We start from the raw sequence: 16,710 nt of genomic DNA, 5'->3' as shown, positions 1-16,710 counted from the left end.
TGCTGGAATCCCGGATTTCGCTCAGAACCGCGTGCCGAAGCCGAAGCGGATCAGCTGGGTGCGGTCGTAGTCCTGCTTCACAACGGCCTGGGCGATGTCGATGTTGATGAGGCCGACCGGCGTCCGCCAGGAGACGCCGACCCCCGCGCCGACGCGCGGCTTGCTGTCGTCCCGCACGCCGGGGCCCTGGACGGGCGTGTCGTAGAGCGAGCCGACATCGACGAAGGCGCGGCCGAGCAGGCCGAGCTCGCTCGGCACCGGGAGCGGGAAGCGCAGCTCCGTCGTCTGCGTCCAGATGATCCGGCCGCCGAGCGGGTCCTGCGTCGAGCTCGACGTGTCGCGCGGGCCAGCGCCCGCCAGCGCGAAGCCGCGCAGGTTGTCGCCGCCGAGGAAGAAGCGGTCGATGATGCGCTCCGGCCGGTCGCCCCAGGGGGTCAGGTAGCCGCCGCCCACCTGCAGCGCGAGGACGTATTCCTGCGCGCCGAAGAAGCGTTCGAGCGGGAAGTAGATGGCGCTGTCGCCGCGCAGCCGCACGTAGTTCACGTCGCCGCCGAGGCCCGCGACATCGGTGCCGAGGCGGATGATGTAGCCGCTCCGCGGCTCGATCCGGCTGTCGCGCGTGTCGTAGGCGAGCGTGGTGCCGAGCTGGGAGAGCAGCGTCTGGCCGGTCTGTTCCTGGATGAAGCGGGAGGCGTTCGACTGCACGTCGAACACGTTCCGGTCCACCAGGGTGTAGGCCCAGGACTGGCGCAGCCTCTCGTTGAACTCGTAGCCCGCCCGCAGCGCCGCGCCGACCCGCTTCTCGGAGTAGGAGGCGATCTCCTGGAGGTTGCGCTGGATGTAGAAGACGTCGAGCCCGGCCGACAGGTTGCGGTCGAGGAAGGCCGGATCGGTGACGGAGAAGTCGAGCTGGCTGCGCCGCTGCGCGAGCATCGCCTGCAGCCGCGCATCGATGCCGGTGCCGAGGAAGTTGCGTTCCCGGATGCCGAAATCGGTCAGGAAGCCCGCATCGGTCGAGAAGCCGCCGCCGAGCGACACTTCCCCGGTCGGGCGTTCGGTCACCTGGGTGTTCAGCGCCACGCGGTCCGGGCGGGAGCCGGGCTGCGGCGTGATCTCCACATTGCCGAAATAGCCGAGGTCGCGGATGCGCTGGCGGGAGCGGCGGACCTGCGCGGCGTTGAAGGGGTCCCCCTCCGCGAGGCGGAACTCGCGGCGGATCACGCGGTCGGCGGTGCGGGAATTGCCGGTGATGTCGATGCGCTCGACGAAGGCGCGCGTGCCCTCGGCCACCTCGAAGGTGATGTCGACCGTCTGCGCGTCGCGGTTGCGCACCACGCGGGGGCGGACCTCGACGAAGGGCACGCCCTGGAGGCCGACCGCGTCGGACAGCGACTCGACCGCGCGCTCCACCGCGTCGCCGTCGTACCAGTCGCCTTCCGAGAAGGGCAGTTCGCGGCGCAGGCGGGCGGCGTCCACGCCGCGCAGCGTCGAGGTGATCTCGGCGCGGCCGACGCGGTACCGCACGCCCTCGTCGATCGTGTAGGTGACGAAGAAGCCGCCGCGGTCGGGCGAGAGCTCCGCCGTCGCGGCGGTGACCTGCACGTCGGCGTAGCCGCTGCGGAGGTAGTAGCGGCGCAGCAGTTCCCGGTCGAAGTTCAGCCGCTCCGGATCGTAGATGTCGGAGGTGGAGAGCAGGCGGTACCAGGCCTGTTCCCGCGTCGCGACCACGTCGCGCAGCCGCGAATCGGAGAAGGCGGTGTTGCCCACGAAGTTGACGCGGCTGACCAGCGCGGCGTCGCCTTCCGTGATCTCGAACACCAGGTCGACGCGGTTCTGGTCGAGCTGGATGACCTTCGGCTCGACTCGCGCGGCGAATCGGCCGCGGCGCGCATAGACGTCGAGGATGCGCTGGCGGTCGGCCTGCGCCGCCTGGGGCGTGAAGACGGCGCGCGGGCGCAGCAGGATCTCGGGGCGCAGCGTGTCGTCGTTGACCTTGCTGTTCCCCTCGAAGGCGACGCGGTTGATGATCGGGTTCTCGTCCACCACCACGCGGATGCGGTCGCCGTTGCGCGCCACCGTCACGTCCCGGAACAGGCCGGTCGAGAACAGCGTGCGAAGGCTGCGGTCGAGCCGGTCCGCATCGAAGGGATCGCCGGCCTGGAGCAGCATGTAGGAGCGGATCGTGTCCGCCTCGATTCGCTGGTTGCCCTGGACATCGACGGCGCGGACGATGCCGCCCTGCGCGGCCGGAACGGCCGCGGGGCGGGTCTGCGCGCCGCGGGGCGCGCGCTGCTGCTGCGCATCCGCCGGGAAGGCGAGGGCGACGGGAACGAGGCAGCTTGCAGCGAGGAGAAGGAGCCGATTGGCGACCAAGGCGGGCATCCCTGGGGGGTGAGGAGGCCGGGACACTAACCGAGAGCCCCCGGACCCGCCACCCCCGCACGCACGCGCCCGCGAGGATGCGGCGCGCGGCGCCCCCCTGCCCGGCCCGCGCGGCCGCGGGTCAGCCCAGCAGCCCCGCCGCCCAGCGCACCACGCCGAGATTGGCGAGGTCGTTCCAGGTAGCGAAGACGAACAGCGTGATCAGCAGCGCGAATCCGGCGCGGAAGCCGTATTCCTGCGCCTTCGCCGGCAGCGGCCGGCCGCGGATGGCCTCCGCCGCGTAGAACATCAGGTGCCCGCCATCCAGCACGGGAATCGGGAACAGGTTGATCAGCGCGAGGTTGACCGAGAGGATCGCCATGAAGCTGACGAGGCTCGCGAGGCCGAGGCGCGCCGCCTCCCCCGCGATACGCCCGATGCCGAGCGGCCCGCCCAGATCCTCGGTCCCGCGCGCGCCGGTGATCATCTGCCCGACCGCGCCGAGCGTCTGCCAGGTGACGTCCACGGTGTGCACCGTGCCCGCCCAGAGCGCGCTGAAGGGGTCGAGCCGCTCGAACTGCGCGGCGCCCGCGCCGATGCCGAGCACGCCGACCGTCCGCTCCCCGCTGGTGCGGGCCTCCGGCGTGACGCTGAGCGTGGATTGCCGCCCCTCGCGCTCGATCGTCACCTGCACCGGCTGGCCGGCGCGGGGCTGGACGTGGCGCTGCACCTGGTCGAAGCGGGTCACCGCCTGGCCGTCGAGCGCGACGATGCGGTCGCCCGGCAGCACGCCCGCGCGGGCGGCGGCCGATCCCTCGGCCACCACGCCGACAGCGGTGGTGGTCTGCGGCTGGCCGACGGTGGCGTAGAGCAGGCCGAACAGCAGGATGGCGAGCAGGAAGTTGGCCGCCGGGCCGGCCGCCACCACGATGGCGCGGTCCTTCACGGGCTTGTCGTGGAAGGTCTCGCCCGGACGCCAGCCGGCCTGCACCTCGGGCGGGGCGTCGGCCGGCGTCTCCTGCCCGTGCAGCTTCACGTAGCCGCCGAGCGGGATCCAGCCGATGCGCCATTCGGTGCCGCGCCGGTCGCTCCAGGAGGCGATCGGGCGGCCGAAGCCCACCGCGAAACGCTCCACATGGATGCCCCGCCACCGGGCGGCGAGGTAGTGGCCGAGTTCATGGATGAAGACCAGCACGCCGAGGACCACCACGAAGGCCAGGATGGTGCGGAAGGTGTCGGGCAGCAGGTCCACGTCAGTCTCCGATCGGGTGCTCAGCCGGGCGGGGCGCGGCCCGCGGCGTGCCGCAGGGCCTCCGCCCGCGCCGCCGCGTCCAGCGCCACGATCGCCTCCAGCCCCTGCGGGGCGCAGGGCGGCATGGCGGCGAGGGTGTCCTCCACCACCGCGGCGATGTCGAGGAAGCCGATCCGCCGGTCGAGGAAGAGCCCGACCGCCGTCTCGTTCGCGGCATTCAGTATAGTCGGGGCGCCCCCCCCGGCCTGCAAGGCCTCCCGCGCGAGGCGGAGCGCGGGGAAGCGCGCCGGGTCGGGGGCGAAGAAGTCGAGCCGGGCGAGCTGCGCGAGGTCGAGGCGCGGGATTTCCGCCGCCATCCGCTGCGGCCAGGCGAGAGCGTGGGCGATCGGGGTCCGCATGTCCGGACTGCCGAGCTGGGCGAGGATGGAGCCGTCCGCATACTGCACCATGCCGTGCACGGCCGATTGCGGGTGGACCAGCACCTCGATCCGCTCGGGCGGCAGCGCGAACAGATGCGCGGCCTCGATCACCTCCAGGCCCTTGTTCATCATGGTGGCGGAATCGATCGAGATCTTGGCGCCCATCGACCAGACCGGATGCTTCAGCGCCTGGTCGGGCGTGACCGCCGCCATCCGCTCGACCGGCCAGTCCCGGAAGGGGCCGCCCGAGGCGGTGAGCACGATCTTCTCGATCCCGCGCGGATCGCCGCCCTGGAGGCACTGGAAGACCGCGTTGTGCTCGGAATCGACGGGCAGCAGCGTCGCCCCCCCGTCCCGCGCCGCGGCCAGCACCAGGTCGGCCGCGCAGACCAGGCTTTCCTTGTTCGCGATGGCCAGCGTGCCGCCGCGGGCGAGCGCGACGAGGGTGGAGCGCAGCCCGGCCGCGCCGACGATGGCGGCCATCGTCCATTCCGCCGGGCGGGCGGCGGCTTCCTCCACCGCCTCGGCGCCGGCGCCGATGCGGATGCCGCTGCCGCCCAGCGCCGCCTTCAGCGCGGGCCAGGCGGCGGGATCGGCCACCGCGGCGAAGCGGGCGCCATGGCGGCGGGCCTGGGCGGCCAGCGTCGCCACGTCCCGGTTCGCGACCAGCGCCTCCACCGCGAAGGCGCCGGGCTCCGCCGCCTCCAGCAGCGCCACCGTGGACCGCCCGACCGAGCCGGTGCTGCCGAGGATCGAGACGCTGCGTGCCAAGCCGGTCAGCCCCAGCCCCACAGGGTGCGCCCGTAGCCGAGCGCGAAGGACAGCAGGGAAGCCACCGGCGCCGCCGCCAGCACGCCGTCCAGCCGGTCCAGCAGCCCGCCATGGCCTGGGATGAGGGAGGAGGTGTCCTTCACCCGGAAGTGCCGCTTGATCGCGCTCTCAAGCAGGTCGCCCGCCTGGGACGCGATGCCGAGCAGGACCGCCACCGCCACCACCGCACCGGCCGCCGCCCCGGGCTGGAAGGCCAGCGCGCAGGCAAGCCCGACCGCGACCGCCGCCAGCAGCCCGCCGCCTGCGCCCGACCACGTCTTGTTCGGCGACACGGCGGGCCAGAGCTTCGGACCGCCGAGCGCGCGCCCGGCCATGTAGGCGCCGATGTCGGATGCCCAGACCACGAGGAACAGGAACAGCACGTTGGCGCGGCCGGCATCCGTGTCGTGCCGCAGCTCGATCAGCGCGATGCCGGCCAGGCCGATGTAGAGCACCCCGGCCGCAAGCCGCCCCGCCGGCTGGTCCACCGTGTGCGGCAGGGCGCGCGCGCCCGCCCAGGTGGCCAGGAAGCCGGCGACGAGCAACGCCAGCGCCCAGCGCGGGTGGTCGTCCACCGCCAGCGCGCAGGCTGCCATCACCACCAGCGGCACCGCCAGCCCCGGGAAGACCCGCGTGCGCCGGCCACAGAGATGCACCCATTCCCAGGCGAGGATCGCGACCGCAAGCGCCACCATGGCCGTGAAGGCCTCGGCGCCCAGCCAGATGCAGGCCACCGCGGACGGCCCGAGCACCAGCGCCGACAGCGCGCGCTTGCGGAGGTCCTTCCAGCGCTTCGCCTCCGCGGGCGAGGGCGCGGCCGTGCTGTCGGTCACGTCACGCGACGCGCTGGCCGTAGCGCCGTTCGCGGCGGGCGAATTCGGCGATGGCGGCGGCGAGGTGCGGGGCGCCGTAGTCGGGCCACAGCGTGTCCTGGAACACGAACTCGGCATAGGCCGCCTGCCAGAGCAGGAAGTTTGAGATCCGCTGCTCGCCGCTGGTGCGGATGATGAGGTCCGGGTCCGGCATTCCCGCCGTGCCCAGGAAACGGCCGAAGCTGCGTTCGTCGAGCGTCGCGGGGTCGAGTTCCCCGGTCGCGGCGCGGCGCGCGATCTCCCGCGCGGCGGAGACGATCTCCGCCCGCCCGCCATAGGACAGCGCGACGTTGAGGTTGAGCCGCGTGCCCTGCGCGGTGGCGGCCTCGGCGCTGGCGATGGCGCGCACCGTGTCCTCGCCGAAGCGTTCACGTTCCCCGATGATGCGCAGGCGCACGCCCTCCCGGCTCAGGCGGGAGACCTCGGTGGCGAGGTAGTGGCGCATCAGCATCGTCAGGTCGCGCACCTCGTCGGCCGGGCGCTGCCAGTTCTCGGAGGAGAAGGCGAAGAGCGTCAGCCAGGAGATGCCGGCCTCGGCCGCGGCCTCGATGGTGCGTCGCGCGGCCTCGGCCCCGGCCTTGTGGCCGAGCGCACGCGGCAGGCCGCGGGCCGCGGCCCAGCGGCCGTTGCCGTCCATGATGATGCCGACATGCAGCGGCACCGGCGGTGAACCGGTTTCCGGCATCGGCCTGGCCGCTGCGCTCATCTCCGCGGGGTTCCCCTTCTCCGGCCGCTCAGCTGGTCCGGATGTCCTTCTCCTTCTCGGCCAGCGCGGCGTCGATCGCCTTGATGTGCTGGTCGGTCATCTTCTGCACCTCCTCGGTCCAGCGCTTCACGTCGTCCTGGCTGGCCTCGGCCTTCTTGTCCTTCTCCCAGCCCTTGACCTGCTCCATCCCGTCGCGGCGCACGCCGCGGACGGCAACGCGCGACGCCTCGGCGTATTTCGCCGCGGTCTTCACGAGGTCGTTCCGCCGCTCCTGCGTCAGCGGCGGCAGGGGGACGCGGATGGTCTGGCCTTCGGTCATCGGGTTGAGGCCGAGGCCCGAGTCGCGGATCGCGACCTCCACCTGCTTGGTGATGGACCGGTCGAAGACCTGCACCGAAAGGAGGCCCGGCCCGGCGACCGAGATGTTCGCCACCTGGTTCAGCGGCTGGTTGGTGCCGTAGGCCTCGACCCGGATGGGCTCGAGCAGGGCGGGGCTGGCGCGGCCGGTGCGGAGCCCCGCGAATTCCTTCTTCAGCGTCTCCATCGCCGCATCCATGCGGCGCTGCAGGTCGCGCTTCAGCGCGGCGAAATCGGCGGGCATCGCGCTCTCTCCCCCTTACAGGTCGACGACGGTGGTGAACTTCCCCTCGCCCTTCATGACGGCGGTGAAGGCACCCGGTTCGTGGATGTTGAAGACGACGATCGGCAGCTTGTTCTCCCGCGCGAGGCTGATGGCGGCGGCGTCCATCACGGCCAGGTCGCGGGCGAGCATGTCGAGATAGGTCAGCGTCTCGTAGCGTTCGGCGTTCGGGTTCTTGCGCGGGTCGGCGGAATAGACGCCGTCCACCTGCGTGCCCTTCAGCAGCGCCTCGCACCCCATCTCGGCCGCGCGGAGCGCCGCGGCGGTGTCGGTGGTGAAGAAGGGGTTGCCCGTGCCGGCGGCGAAGATCACCACCCGGTTCTTCTCCATGTGGCGGATCGCGCGGCGGCGGATGAAGGGCTCGCACAGGCTCGCCATCGTCACCGCGCTCTGCACGCGGGTGTGGACGCCGAGCTTCTCCAGCACGTTCTGCATCGCCAGCGCGTTCATCACGGTGGCCAGCATGCCCATGCCGTCCGCCTGCGCCCGGTCCATGCCGGAGGAGGCGCCGGCGACGCCGCGGAAGATGTTGCCGCCGCCGATCACCAGGCAGACCTGCACGCCCAGCCGCACCACGTCGCGCACATCCTCCGCGATCGCGCGCAGGGTGCCGATGTCGAGCCCGTAATCGCGGTTGCCCATCAGGGCCTCGCCCGACACCTTGAGGAGTACGCGCTTGTAGCGGGGGGCGTCGGACATGATGCTCCAGGAAGGTCGCCAGGGAGAGGGAGGAAGGGCGCCGGAACATAGGCGCCCGGTTGTGGCGCCGGCAAGGCAGGGTCGCGGGCGGGGCCGCCGCGGCGGGCCCCGCCAACGCCCGGCAGGCGTCACGTCGCCGCGAAGCGCCGCCCGGGGGGCGGCCGCGGAGGGTGCCGCGGCCGCCCTGCGGTTCAGCCCTTGGCCGCGGCCGCGACCTCGGCCGCGAAGTCGCTCGCGCCCTTCTCGATCCCTTCGCCGAGCTGGAAGCGCGCGAAGCCGGTCAGCTTGCCGCCGGCCTTCTGCACGACCTGCTTCACCCGGCTCTCGCCGTCATGCACCCAGACCTGCTCCAGCAGCACCACTTCCTCATAGTATTTCCGGATGCGGCCCTCGATCATCTTCTCGATGATCTCCGGCTTCTTGCCCGAGGTCGCGGCCTGCTCGCGCAGCACCGCCTTCTCGCGCTCCAGCGCGGAGGGGTCGACGGCGTCCACTTCCAGCGCCTCCGGCCGGGCGGCGGCGACATGCATGCCGATCTGGCGGCCGAGCGTCTCGAGCGCCTCGATCTCGTTGGCGGCTTCCAGCGCGACCAGCACGCCGATCTTGCCGAGGCCCGGCTTCACGGCATTGTGCATGTAGGTCGCCACCACGCCGGACGGCACGGTCAGCACCCTGGCGCGGCGGATCGTCATGTTCTCGCCGACGGTGGCGATCAGGCGGGTCAGCTCCTCCTGCGTGGAGTGCGTCTTCCCGGGATAGGTCGCGGCCTTCAGCTTCTCCACGTCGTCGCCGACCGAGAGGGCGAGGCCCGCCACCTCGGCCACGAAGGCCTGGAAGGTCTCGTTGCGGGCGACGAAGTCGGTCTCGGCGTTCACCTCGACCATGGCGGCGACGTTGGGGCCGGAGGCGACGCCCACCAGGCCCTCGGCGGCGACGCGGCCGGACTTCTTGGCGGCGGCGGAAAGGCCCTTCTTGCGCAGCCAGTCGATCGCGGCCTCCATGTCGCCGCCCGACTCCACCAGCGCCTTCTTGCAGTCCATCATGCCGGCGCCGGTCTTCTCGCGCAGGTCGCGCACCAGGGCGGCGGTGATCTCGGCCATCGAATCAGCTCCCGAAGATAGGGTCACATGCGCGGCCGCGGCGCGTCGGGCCATCCGACGCGCCGCGACATCAGGTTGGGGACGCCCCGCGGAAGCGGGGCGCGGCACTCATTCGGCGGCCGGCTGTTCCGGTGCGATCTCGGGCGCCATGTCGGGCAGCGCCTCGACCGGCAGGTCTTCCTGCGCGCCCAGGTCGGCGCCGGAATTGCCGAGCTCGGCCGAGATGCCGTCCAGCACCGCCGCCGCGACCATGTCGCAGTAGAGGTGGATGGCGCGGATCGCGTCGTCGTTGCCCGGGATCGGGAAGGCGATGCCGGAGGGGTCGGCGTTGGAATCGACCACGGCCACGACGGGGATGCCGAGCTTGTTGGCCTCCTCGATCGCCAGCTTCTCCTTCACCGTGTCGATGACGAAGATGATGTCCGGCAGGCCGCCCATGTCCTTGATGCCGCCCAGCGCGCGGTCGAGCTTCTCGCGCTCGCGCGTCAGCATCAGGACCTCCTTCTTGGTCAGGCCCTGCACGTCGCCGCCGAGCCGCTCCTCCATCTGCTTCAGGCGCTTGATGCTGCCCTGGATGGTCTTCCAGTTGGTCAGCATGCCGCCGAGCCAGCGGTGGTTGACGTAGTACTGGCCGCAGCGCGCGGCGCTTTCGGCCACGTATTCGGCCGCCGCCTTCTTCGTGCCGACCAGCAGCACGCGGCCGCCGCCGGCCACCACGTCGCGGATGGCGCGCAGCGCGCGGTCCATCATGGGCACGGACTGCTGCAGGTCCAGGATGTGGACCTGGTTGCGGACGCCGAAGATGTACGGCGCCATCTTCGGGTTCCAGCGGCGCGTGTGGTGGCCGAAATGCACGCCGGCCTCGAGCAGGCCGCGCAGGGTGACGTCGGGCATCGCCATCGGGCGAGATCCTTCCTAGCTTCCAGTGGTCCGGTTCTGCCTCCGCGGCGCCGCCCCCGTGGGTGACGGGGACCGGACCCTTGTCGGCCCCGGAGGACTGGAAGGGTGCACCGCGTGCGGATTTGCCGCCCCGGAGGGGTCCCCGGGCCGGCGCGGCGTCTATGCCCCAACCGGCCCCTTTCGGCAAGCCGAAGGACGTCTATCCTTCCCGGCCGATGCGCATCCTCGTCGTCTCGCCCACCCCCAGCCACCCGCAGGATGCCGGCAACCGGGCCCGCATCCATGCCCTGCTGGCCGGGCTGAAGGCCGCGGGCCATGCCGTGCATCTGTGCCTGCTGACGCGCGAGGCCCCCTCCCTCGCCGCCCTCGGCGCGATGCGGGCGGCCTGGGACGAGGTGGTGGAGGTGCCGCATGACCGGGCGCGGGAACGCCGCAGCCTCGGCGCGCTGAACGCGATCGACGACTGGATCATGCCGGAGGCCGAGGCCGCCTTCGCCGCGCTGGCCGCGCGCGATCCGGGCTTCGACCTCGTGCTGGTGGAATACGTCTTCCTCTCCCGCGCGCTGGAGTTCTTCCACGATGGCGTGGCGAAGGTGATCGACACGCATGACGTCTTCGCCGGCCGGGCCGAGGCGCTGGAGGCGCTCGGGCTGGAGAACCGCTTCTTCGCCACCACCGCGGCGGAGGAGGCGCGCGGCCTGGACCGTGCCGGCCTGGTGCTGGCGATCCAGGCGGAGGAGGCGGCGACCCTGCGCGGGCGCACCCGCGCGCCGGTGCTCACCCTTGGCCACCTGCCGGCCGACCCGCGCCCGCCGCTGCCGCCGCGCGCGCCGGATGGCTGGGTGGCGATCGGCTATCTCGGCAGCGCCAACCCGCTGAACACCCGCGCGCTCGGCCGTTTCCTCGCGGCGCTGGACCCGGCGGGGCTGGCGGCGATGGGGGGGGAGGTGGTGGTGGCCGGCGCCGCGGGGCGGGACCTGCGCCCCGGCGCGGGGCTGCGCCTGCTCGGCCCGGTGGAGGATGCGGATGCGCTGCTTGCCGCGGTGGACCTGGTGGTGAACCCGCATGAGGGCGGCACCGGGCTGAAGATCAAGACGGTGGAGGCGCTGGCCCGCGGCCGCCCGGTGATCGGCACCGTGGAGGCCTTCGCCGGCCTGCCGGCCGAGGCCGCCTTCCATGCCGCGCGCGACGCGGCGGAGGTGGCGGCCCTCACCCGCCGCTTCGTCGCGGACGCCGCCTTCCGTGCCGAGGTCGCCGCCGCCTCCGCGGCGCTCCACCGGCGCTATGCGGCGGAAGTGGCGGGCGCGCGCGCGGTGCTCGCCAGCCCGAAGGCGCTGGCCCTGGCAGGGGACCGGCCGCGGATGCTGCTGGTCACCGACATTCCCTTCTGGCGCACCAGCCTCGGCAACCAGGCGCGCATCGCGGCGCTGGCGCGGGCGGCGGCGGGGCCGATGGACGTGGACCTGTTCTTCTGCGGCCCGATCGACGCGGCGGGGCGGGAGGCGGCGGGCCGCCATCTCGGCCGGCGCGGCCGCGTCTTCGTGCCGGAGGCGCTGCCGCCGGCCGAACGCCCCTGGGGCCTGACGCCGTTCGAACGCGCGCGCTTCGACGGCGGCCTCCTCGCCGCGCTCGGGGCGCATCTGCTGGAACATCCGCCGCAGGCGGTGGTGATCGAATACCTGCGCCTGTCCTGGCTGCGCCTCGCCCCGGCCATGCCGGCGCTGACGGTGCTCGACACGCATGACGTGATGTCGCTGCGGGCGCGGAACTTCCGCCGCTTCGGGCAGGAGCACTTCCTGCAGGTCTCCACCTCGGAGGAGCTGCGCATCCTCTCCTCCTTCGCGCTGGTGCTGGCGATCCAGCCGGAGGAGGCGCGCTGGCTGGAGGCGCTGCTGCCCGGGCGGGTGCTGACCGCGCCGCACGCCCTGCCCGCCCTGCCCCGCGCCGCCGGGTCGCCGCCGGGGTCGGCGGTCCGCGTCGGCTTCCTCGGCGGCGACAGCCCGATGAACCGCGACGGGCTGCGCTGGCTGCTGGACCAGGTCTGGCCGGCGATCGAGGGGCTGGGGGCGGAGCTGCATGTCGCGGGCGGGGTCTGCGCGGAGATGCCGGCGCGCCCCGGCGTGGTCCTGCATGGGGAGGTGGCGGACCAGCACGCCTTCCTCGATGCGCTCGACGTCGCGGTGAACCCGGTGGCCTATGGCGGGGGGCTGAAGATCAAGACGGTGGAATACCTGTGCCGCGGCCTGCCGAGCGTGCTGACGGCCGAGGCGCTGACCGGCATCGCCGGCGGCGCGGGGGTCGCCTATGCGCTGGCGGCCGATCGCGCGGAGTTCACCGCGGCGCTCGCCGCGCTGGTGCGCGATGCCGGGCTTCGCCGCGCCATGGGGGAAGCGGCGCTGGCCTTCGGGCGGCGGCGCTTCGGGCCGGGCGCGCTTGACCCCGCGATGCGCGCCATCGCGGAGCTGGCGCGCGGCGTGCCCCCGCCCTGGCAGCTGGCCGCGCCGGTTGGCGCTCCGCGCGCCTTGGGCTAACACGCCCGGCAGCGAAGCGGACCGGAGAGAGAATGCGAATCCTGATGGTCGGCACCGGCTATGTCGGGCTCGTCTCCGGTGCCTGCTTCTCCGACTTCGGACATGAGGTCGTCTGCCTCGACCGCGATGCGGCGAAGATCGAGGCGTTGCAGCGCGGCGAGATCCCGATCTGGGAACCGGGGCTGGATGCGCTGGTCGATGCCAACGTCAAGGCCGGGCGCCTGTCCTTCACCACGGACCTGCGCGAGGGCGCGAGGGATGCGGAGGTGATCTTCATCGCGGTCGGCACGCCGTCGCGCCGCGGCGACGGCTTCGCCGACCTGTCCTACGTGTTCGGCGCGGCGCGCGAGATCGCGGCCGTGCTTGACGGCTTCGCGGTGGTGGTGACCAAGTCCACCGTCCCCGTCGGCACCGGCGACGAGGTGGAGCGCACCATCCGCGACCTGCGCCCCGACGCGGAATTCGCCGTCGTCTCAAACCCCGAATTCCTGCGCGAGGGCGCGGCGATCGAGGATTTCAAGCGCCCCGACCGCGTGGTGGTCGGCACCGACGACCCGCGCGCGCGGGAGGTGATGGAGCGCGTCTACCGCCCGCTGAACCTGAACCGCGCGCCGGTGATGTTCACGTCGCGCCGGACCTCCGAGCTGATCAAGTATGCGGCGAACGCCTTCCTCGCCACCAAGATCACCTTCATCAACGAGATCGCCGATCTCTGCGACCGGGTCGGCGCCGACGTGCAGGAGGTCGCGCGCGGGATCGGGCTCGACAACCGCATCGGGTCGAAATTCCTCCATGCCGGGCCCGGCTTCGGCGGCAGTTGCTTCCCGAAAGACACGCTGGCGCTGATGCAGACCGGGCAGCAGGCCGGCGCGCCGCTGCGGCTGGTGGAGACGACGGTCGCGGTGAACGAGGCGCGGAAGGCCGGCCTGGCCGGGCGGGTGGCGCAGGCGCTCGGCGGCAGCGCGGCGGGGCGGCGCGTGGCGGTGCTCGGGCTCGCCTTCAAGCCGAACACCGACGACATGCGCGACGCGCCGGCGCTGGCGCTGCTGCCGGCGCTGCGGGAGATGGGCGCCGAGATCGTGGCGCATGACCCGGTGGCGGGGCCGAACGCGCAGGCGCTGATGCCCTGGCTGCAACTGGCGGACGGACCCTATGCCGCGGCGCATGGCGCGGACGCGCTGGTGATCGTCACCGAATGGGACGCCTATCGCGCGCTCGACCTCAAGCGTTTGCTGCAAGCGATGCGCGGGCGGGTGGTGGTGGATCTCCGCAACATCTACCGGCCGGAGGAGATCGCGCGGCTCGGCTTCGACTACACCAGCATCGGCCGGCCGCACCGGCATGGCTGAGCCGGCGGTGCGGCGCCTCTCCCGCCTGCTGGTCGCGCTGCCCTCCACCCGCATGGGCGGGACGGAACGCCACACGGCGGCGCTCTGCACGCACCTCGCCGGCCGCGGCCTGGCGGTGACGCTGGCGGCCGAGCCCGCGCTGCACGATGCGCTGCGGCCGCATCTCGGCCCCGGGGTCGCGCTGGAGGCCGCGGCGATCGGCCCGGAGGCGGCGGGCGCCGATGCGAACGAGGCGCGGCAGGCGGCGGAAGGCGCGCGGCTGATCGCCGGACACGCGCCCGACATGGCCCTGCTGCCGCTGCCCTGGCCGGATGCCGGGCTCGGCCTGATGCGCGCGCTCGCCGCGGCGGGGCTGCCGCGGGTGGTGCTGGCGCATCTGGCGGATGACGGCCCGGTGCCGGCCGCGGTCGCCGCGGCGCGCGGCGCGATCGGGGCGTCGGGCTGCGCCCTGGCCGCCGTCTCGGCCCCTACCGCCTTCCGCATCGCGCGCGCCTTCGGCGTGCCGGCCGCGCGGGTGGCCGTGCTGCCCAACCCGGCCCCGGCGCCGGCGGCGCTGGACCGCGCCATGGTGCGCGCCACCATGCGCTCCTCCTTCGGGCTCGCGCCCGAGGCGGGGCTCGTGCTGTTCGTCGGACGGCTGGAGGAGGCGAAGGGCGCGGACCTGCTGCCCGCGGTGTCGGGGCGGCTCGGCGCCGTCCTGGCCTGCCTGGGGGACGGGCCGCTGCGCGGCCTGCTCGAAGCGCGGGCCGCGGACGACCCGCGCGGCCTGCTGCGGGTGATCGGCCCCGTCGCCGATGCGGGCACCTGGTACCTGGCCGCCGATGCGCTGCTGCTGCCGTCCCGGCGGGAAGGCGCGCCGCTGGTCTTCCTGGAAGCCGCCGCCCATCGCTGCCCGGTGGTCGCGACCGAGGCCGCGCTGGAGGCGCTGGACGACCGGATGTTCGACCTGGCGCGCATCGCCGAGGCCGAACCCGGCGCCCTGGCCGCGGCGCTGGAGGGGGTGCTGGCCGATCCCGCCGGCACGGCGGGCATGGTGGAGGCCGCGGCGGCCCATGCCGCGCGGCAGGACTGGGACCTGGCGGTGGAACGCATGCTCGGCCTGCTGCGGGCGGCCTGCATGGCGGTGGGGGATCGGGCGGCATGATCGGGCTGCGGGTGGAGGCGGCGGCGGCGGCGCTGCTGGAGGAAGGGGCCTTCGCCGTCGTGCTGGCACCCGGCGCGGCGCCGGCGCTGCCGCCGGCGTTGCTGGCGCTGGAATGGCGCGACGGCGCGCTGCTGCGCCCGGGGGCCGCGCCGGCCGGCCTGGTCGCGCTGCCGCCAGGCGCGCGGCTGCTGGCGCTGGTCGCGGCGGAGGAGGACGGCGCCGCGCGGATCGCGCCGCTGCTGCCGCCGGGCCTGCCCGCGCTGCACGGGCCGGACCCGCTGCCGGCGCTGCTCGGGCTGCTGGCGGAGGAGGCGCGGCGCGCGCGGGACGCGGCGGAGGCGGCGGAGACCGCGCGGGATGCCGCGCAGCGCCTGCTGGGCCACCGCACACCGCCGCTGCCGGCGCCGCTGCTGGAGGTGCCGCCCCTTCCCGGCGCGCCGCCCGCGCCGCCGCGCATCGTCCAGCCGCTGGGCCGCCCGGCCGAGGGACTCTGCGCGGTCGCGCTGCACCTGGCGGAAGCGCAGGCGGGCGACGCTTCGCTGCTGCGGGTCCGGCTGGTGGCGGAAGGGCGCATCCACGGCGCCTGGGTGGTGCCGGGCGCGGCGCTGGCGCCGGGCTGGATCACCTTCGACCTGCCCGAACCGCTGCGGATCGGCGCGGCCGAGGCCACCCTGGAAGTCGCAGCGGAGGTCGCGCCGGGCGACCGCCTGGCGCTGTCGGCGGGCAGCCCGCTGGAGGATGCGGCGGTGGCGCTGCGCGCCTGGACCAGCGCGCCCGGCCGACACGTCATGCCGCGCCACTGCGACTGGGCCGCGCTGGATGCCGCGCCTTCCGCCGGCCTGCCCATGGCGTTGCCGGGCCTGGAGGAAGCGGCGGTCGAGGGCGCCAAGGCGGAACGCATCGCGGTGGGGGAGGAGCCGGGGCGGCTGCTGCTGGAGATCGCGGCGGGCGCCGAGGCGGGGGTGGCCCTGCCCGCCATCCCCGCCGGCCCGGCGGAATTGCTGCGCCTGGCCCTGGCCTGCCGCACCGGGCGCGCGGCGCGGGTGCAGGCGGCGCTGCGCCTGGACGGCAGGGCGGCCGCGGTCGATTCCGGCTGGCGGCCGATGGCGGAGGACGGCACGCTCGGCATCTCCCTGCCGCTGCCGGCGACGCCCACCGCAGCCGCGCTGTCCATCCGCAATGGCGGTGACCTGCCGGCGGTGGTGGAACTGTCCCGCGTCATGCTGCTCGCCGGCCTCGCGGGGGAACGCCGGCGCGTGCCGCCGGCCGAGGCGGGGCGGCTGTCCGCGCCGGCTTCCGCCGCATCCCCGGCGTCCCCGGTGCAGGCCTTCAGCGTCGCCATGCCGGGCACGGGCTTCCGCGTCGCGCCGCCGCATCCGAAGCTTGCCGCCGCCTCGCCGGGCGCGGAGCCGCAGGAGGCCGCGCCCGCACCGATGGCGGAGCCCGCGCCCGCCGCCGCGACCGCGTTCCAGGACCTGAAGCTGCAGCAGCACCTGGTGAATGCCGATGGCACCTACCGGCATTTCGACGTGCTGCTGATGGGGCTGGTCGCGCCCGCCGGGCTGTGGCGGCAGGTGCGGACGAAGCTGTTCGACCGCCGGGGGACCATCGGCCTCGAATTCCGCGAGGCGCGGGGCTGGCCGCAGATGTTCGATGCCTGGCCGGGCACGGGGATGGACCAGTTCGGGCCGTTCTGGCGGCTGGAATCGGACGGCACGGCCGGCCAGCTCGGCCTGCTCGCCACCTCGCATGACCGGGCGCTGGTCGCGGCGCTGATGGAGGTGCTGCCGGTGCTGGCCGGCCGCGCCGCCGCCGCGGCCGGGCTGGAGCAGGGCGAGGCCGCGGCCTGGGCGGACCGGGCGCGGAAGCTCGAGGCCGCGGTGGCGGCGGCGCGCGGCGCGGGCGCCTGATACGGCCGGTCATCTTC

General features: G+C 74.0%; 13 protein-coding genes. 4 read left to right on the top strand and 9 right to left on the bottom strand.

Going from position 1 to position 16,710, the window contains the following annotated elements:
• Positions 1 to 21 precede the first annotated feature (21 nt).
• The 9 genes from bamA to rpsB all read right to left on the bottom strand — a co-directional run bounded on the left by bamA (position 22) and on the right by rpsB (position 9,759).
• Positions 22 to 2,382, bottom strand: a complete 2,361-nt coding sequence (gene bamA / locus ACK8OX_RS09550; protein ID WP_430663790.1) for an outer membrane protein assembly factor BamA — start codon at positions 2,380 to 2,382, stop codon at positions 22 to 24.
• A 121-nt stretch (positions 2,383 to 2,503) separates the two neighbouring features.
• Entirely contained in the window at positions 2,504 to 3,604 is a 1,101-nt protein-coding gene (gene rseP / locus ACK8OX_RS09545; RefSeq protein ID WP_430663911.1) for an RIP metalloprotease RseP, read from the bottom strand.
• Between the two features lie 29 nt (positions 3,605 to 3,633).
• Positions 3,634 to 4,803 (bottom strand): 1-deoxy-D-xylulose-5-phosphate reductoisomerase, encoded by a 1,170-nt coding sequence (dxr, locus tag ACK8OX_RS09540; RefSeq protein ID WP_430663789.1) that lies wholly within the window; start codon positions 4,801 to 4,803, stop codon positions 3,634 to 3,636.
• Positions 4,804 to 4,808: 5 nt separating this feature from the next.
• Positions 4,809 to 5,675: a phosphatidate cytidylyltransferase gene (locus tag ACK8OX_RS09535; RefSeq protein ID WP_430663788.1), complete on the bottom strand. Its 867-nt coding sequence runs from the start codon at positions 5,673 to 5,675 to the stop codon at positions 4,809 to 4,811.
• A 1-nt stretch (position 5,676) separates the two neighbouring features.
• A complete protein-coding gene (uppS, locus tag ACK8OX_RS09530) occupies positions 5,677 to 6,420 on the bottom strand; it encodes a polyprenyl diphosphate synthase (RefSeq protein ID WP_430663787.1) in 744 nt (247 codons plus the stop codon).
• A gap of 28 nt (positions 6,421 to 6,448) precedes the next feature.
• The gene (gene frr / locus ACK8OX_RS09525) at positions 6,449 to 7,021 is read right to left on the bottom strand and encodes a ribosome recycling factor (protein ID WP_430663786.1); all 573 of its coding nucleotides are present in this window, start codon (positions 7,019 to 7,021) and stop codon (positions 6,449 to 6,451) included.
• 15 nt (positions 7,022 to 7,036) lie between these two features.
• Positions 7,037 to 7,759 carry a UMP kinase gene (gene pyrH / locus ACK8OX_RS09520; RefSeq protein ID WP_430663785.1) on the bottom strand — a complete coding sequence of 241 codons (723 nt, stop codon included), beginning with the start codon at positions 7,757 to 7,759 and terminating at the stop codon, positions 7,037 to 7,039.
• 191 nt (positions 7,760 to 7,950) lie between these two features.
• On the bottom strand, positions 7,951 to 8,859 hold the full coding sequence (gene tsf / locus ACK8OX_RS09515; protein ID WP_430663784.1) for a translation elongation factor Ts: 909 nt from the start codon (positions 8,857 to 8,859) through the stop codon (positions 7,951 to 7,953).
• Positions 8,860 to 8,967: 108 nt separating this feature from the next.
• On the bottom strand, positions 8,968 to 9,759 hold the full coding sequence (gene rpsB, locus ACK8OX_RS09510) for a 30S ribosomal protein S2 (RefSeq protein WP_430663783.1): 792 nt from the start codon (positions 9,757 to 9,759) through the stop codon (positions 8,968 to 8,970).
• Between the two features lie 215 nt (positions 9,760 to 9,974).
• On the opposite strand from rpsB, the gene ACK8OX_RS09505 reads away from it, so the two are divergent.
• From ACK8OX_RS09505 to ACK8OX_RS09490, 4 genes are read left to right on the top strand one after another with little or no spacing between them, the layout of a single operon-like run.
• Complete coding sequence (locus ACK8OX_RS09505) at positions 9,975 to 12,290, top strand: glycosyltransferase (RefSeq protein ID WP_430663782.1); 2,316 nt, start codon at positions 9,975 to 9,977, stop codon at positions 12,288 to 12,290.
• A gap of 32 nt (positions 12,291 to 12,322) precedes the next feature.
• Positions 12,323 to 13,639 (top strand): UDP-glucose dehydrogenase family protein, encoded by a 1,317-nt coding sequence (locus ACK8OX_RS09500; RefSeq protein WP_430663781.1) that lies wholly within the window; start codon positions 12,323 to 12,325, stop codon positions 13,637 to 13,639.
• Positions 13,632 to 14,783 (top strand): glycosyltransferase family 4 protein, encoded by a 1,152-nt coding sequence (locus ACK8OX_RS09495; protein WP_430663780.1) that lies wholly within the window; start codon positions 13,632 to 13,634, stop codon positions 14,781 to 14,783. Before ACK8OX_RS09500 ends, ACK8OX_RS09495 begins: the two co-directional genes overlap by 8 nt.
• The gene (locus ACK8OX_RS09490; RefSeq protein ID WP_430663779.1) at positions 14,780 to 16,693 is read left to right on the top strand and encodes a DUF6212 domain-containing protein; all 1,914 of its coding nucleotides are present in this window, start codon (positions 14,780 to 14,782) and stop codon (positions 16,691 to 16,693) included. The genes ACK8OX_RS09495 and ACK8OX_RS09490 overlap by 4 nt, the downstream gene beginning before the upstream one ends.
• The last annotated feature ends 17 nt before the right edge of the window (positions 16,694 to 16,710 follow it).

The sequence above is a fragment of the Falsiroseomonas sp. CW058 genome (assembly GCF_050563535.1).
Lineage (GTDB): Bacteria > Pseudomonadota > Alphaproteobacteria > Acetobacterales > Acetobacteraceae > Falsiroseomonas.
Note: the sequence above shows the minus strand (reverse complement) of the source record. Positions and strands in the feature narration are given on the sequence as shown.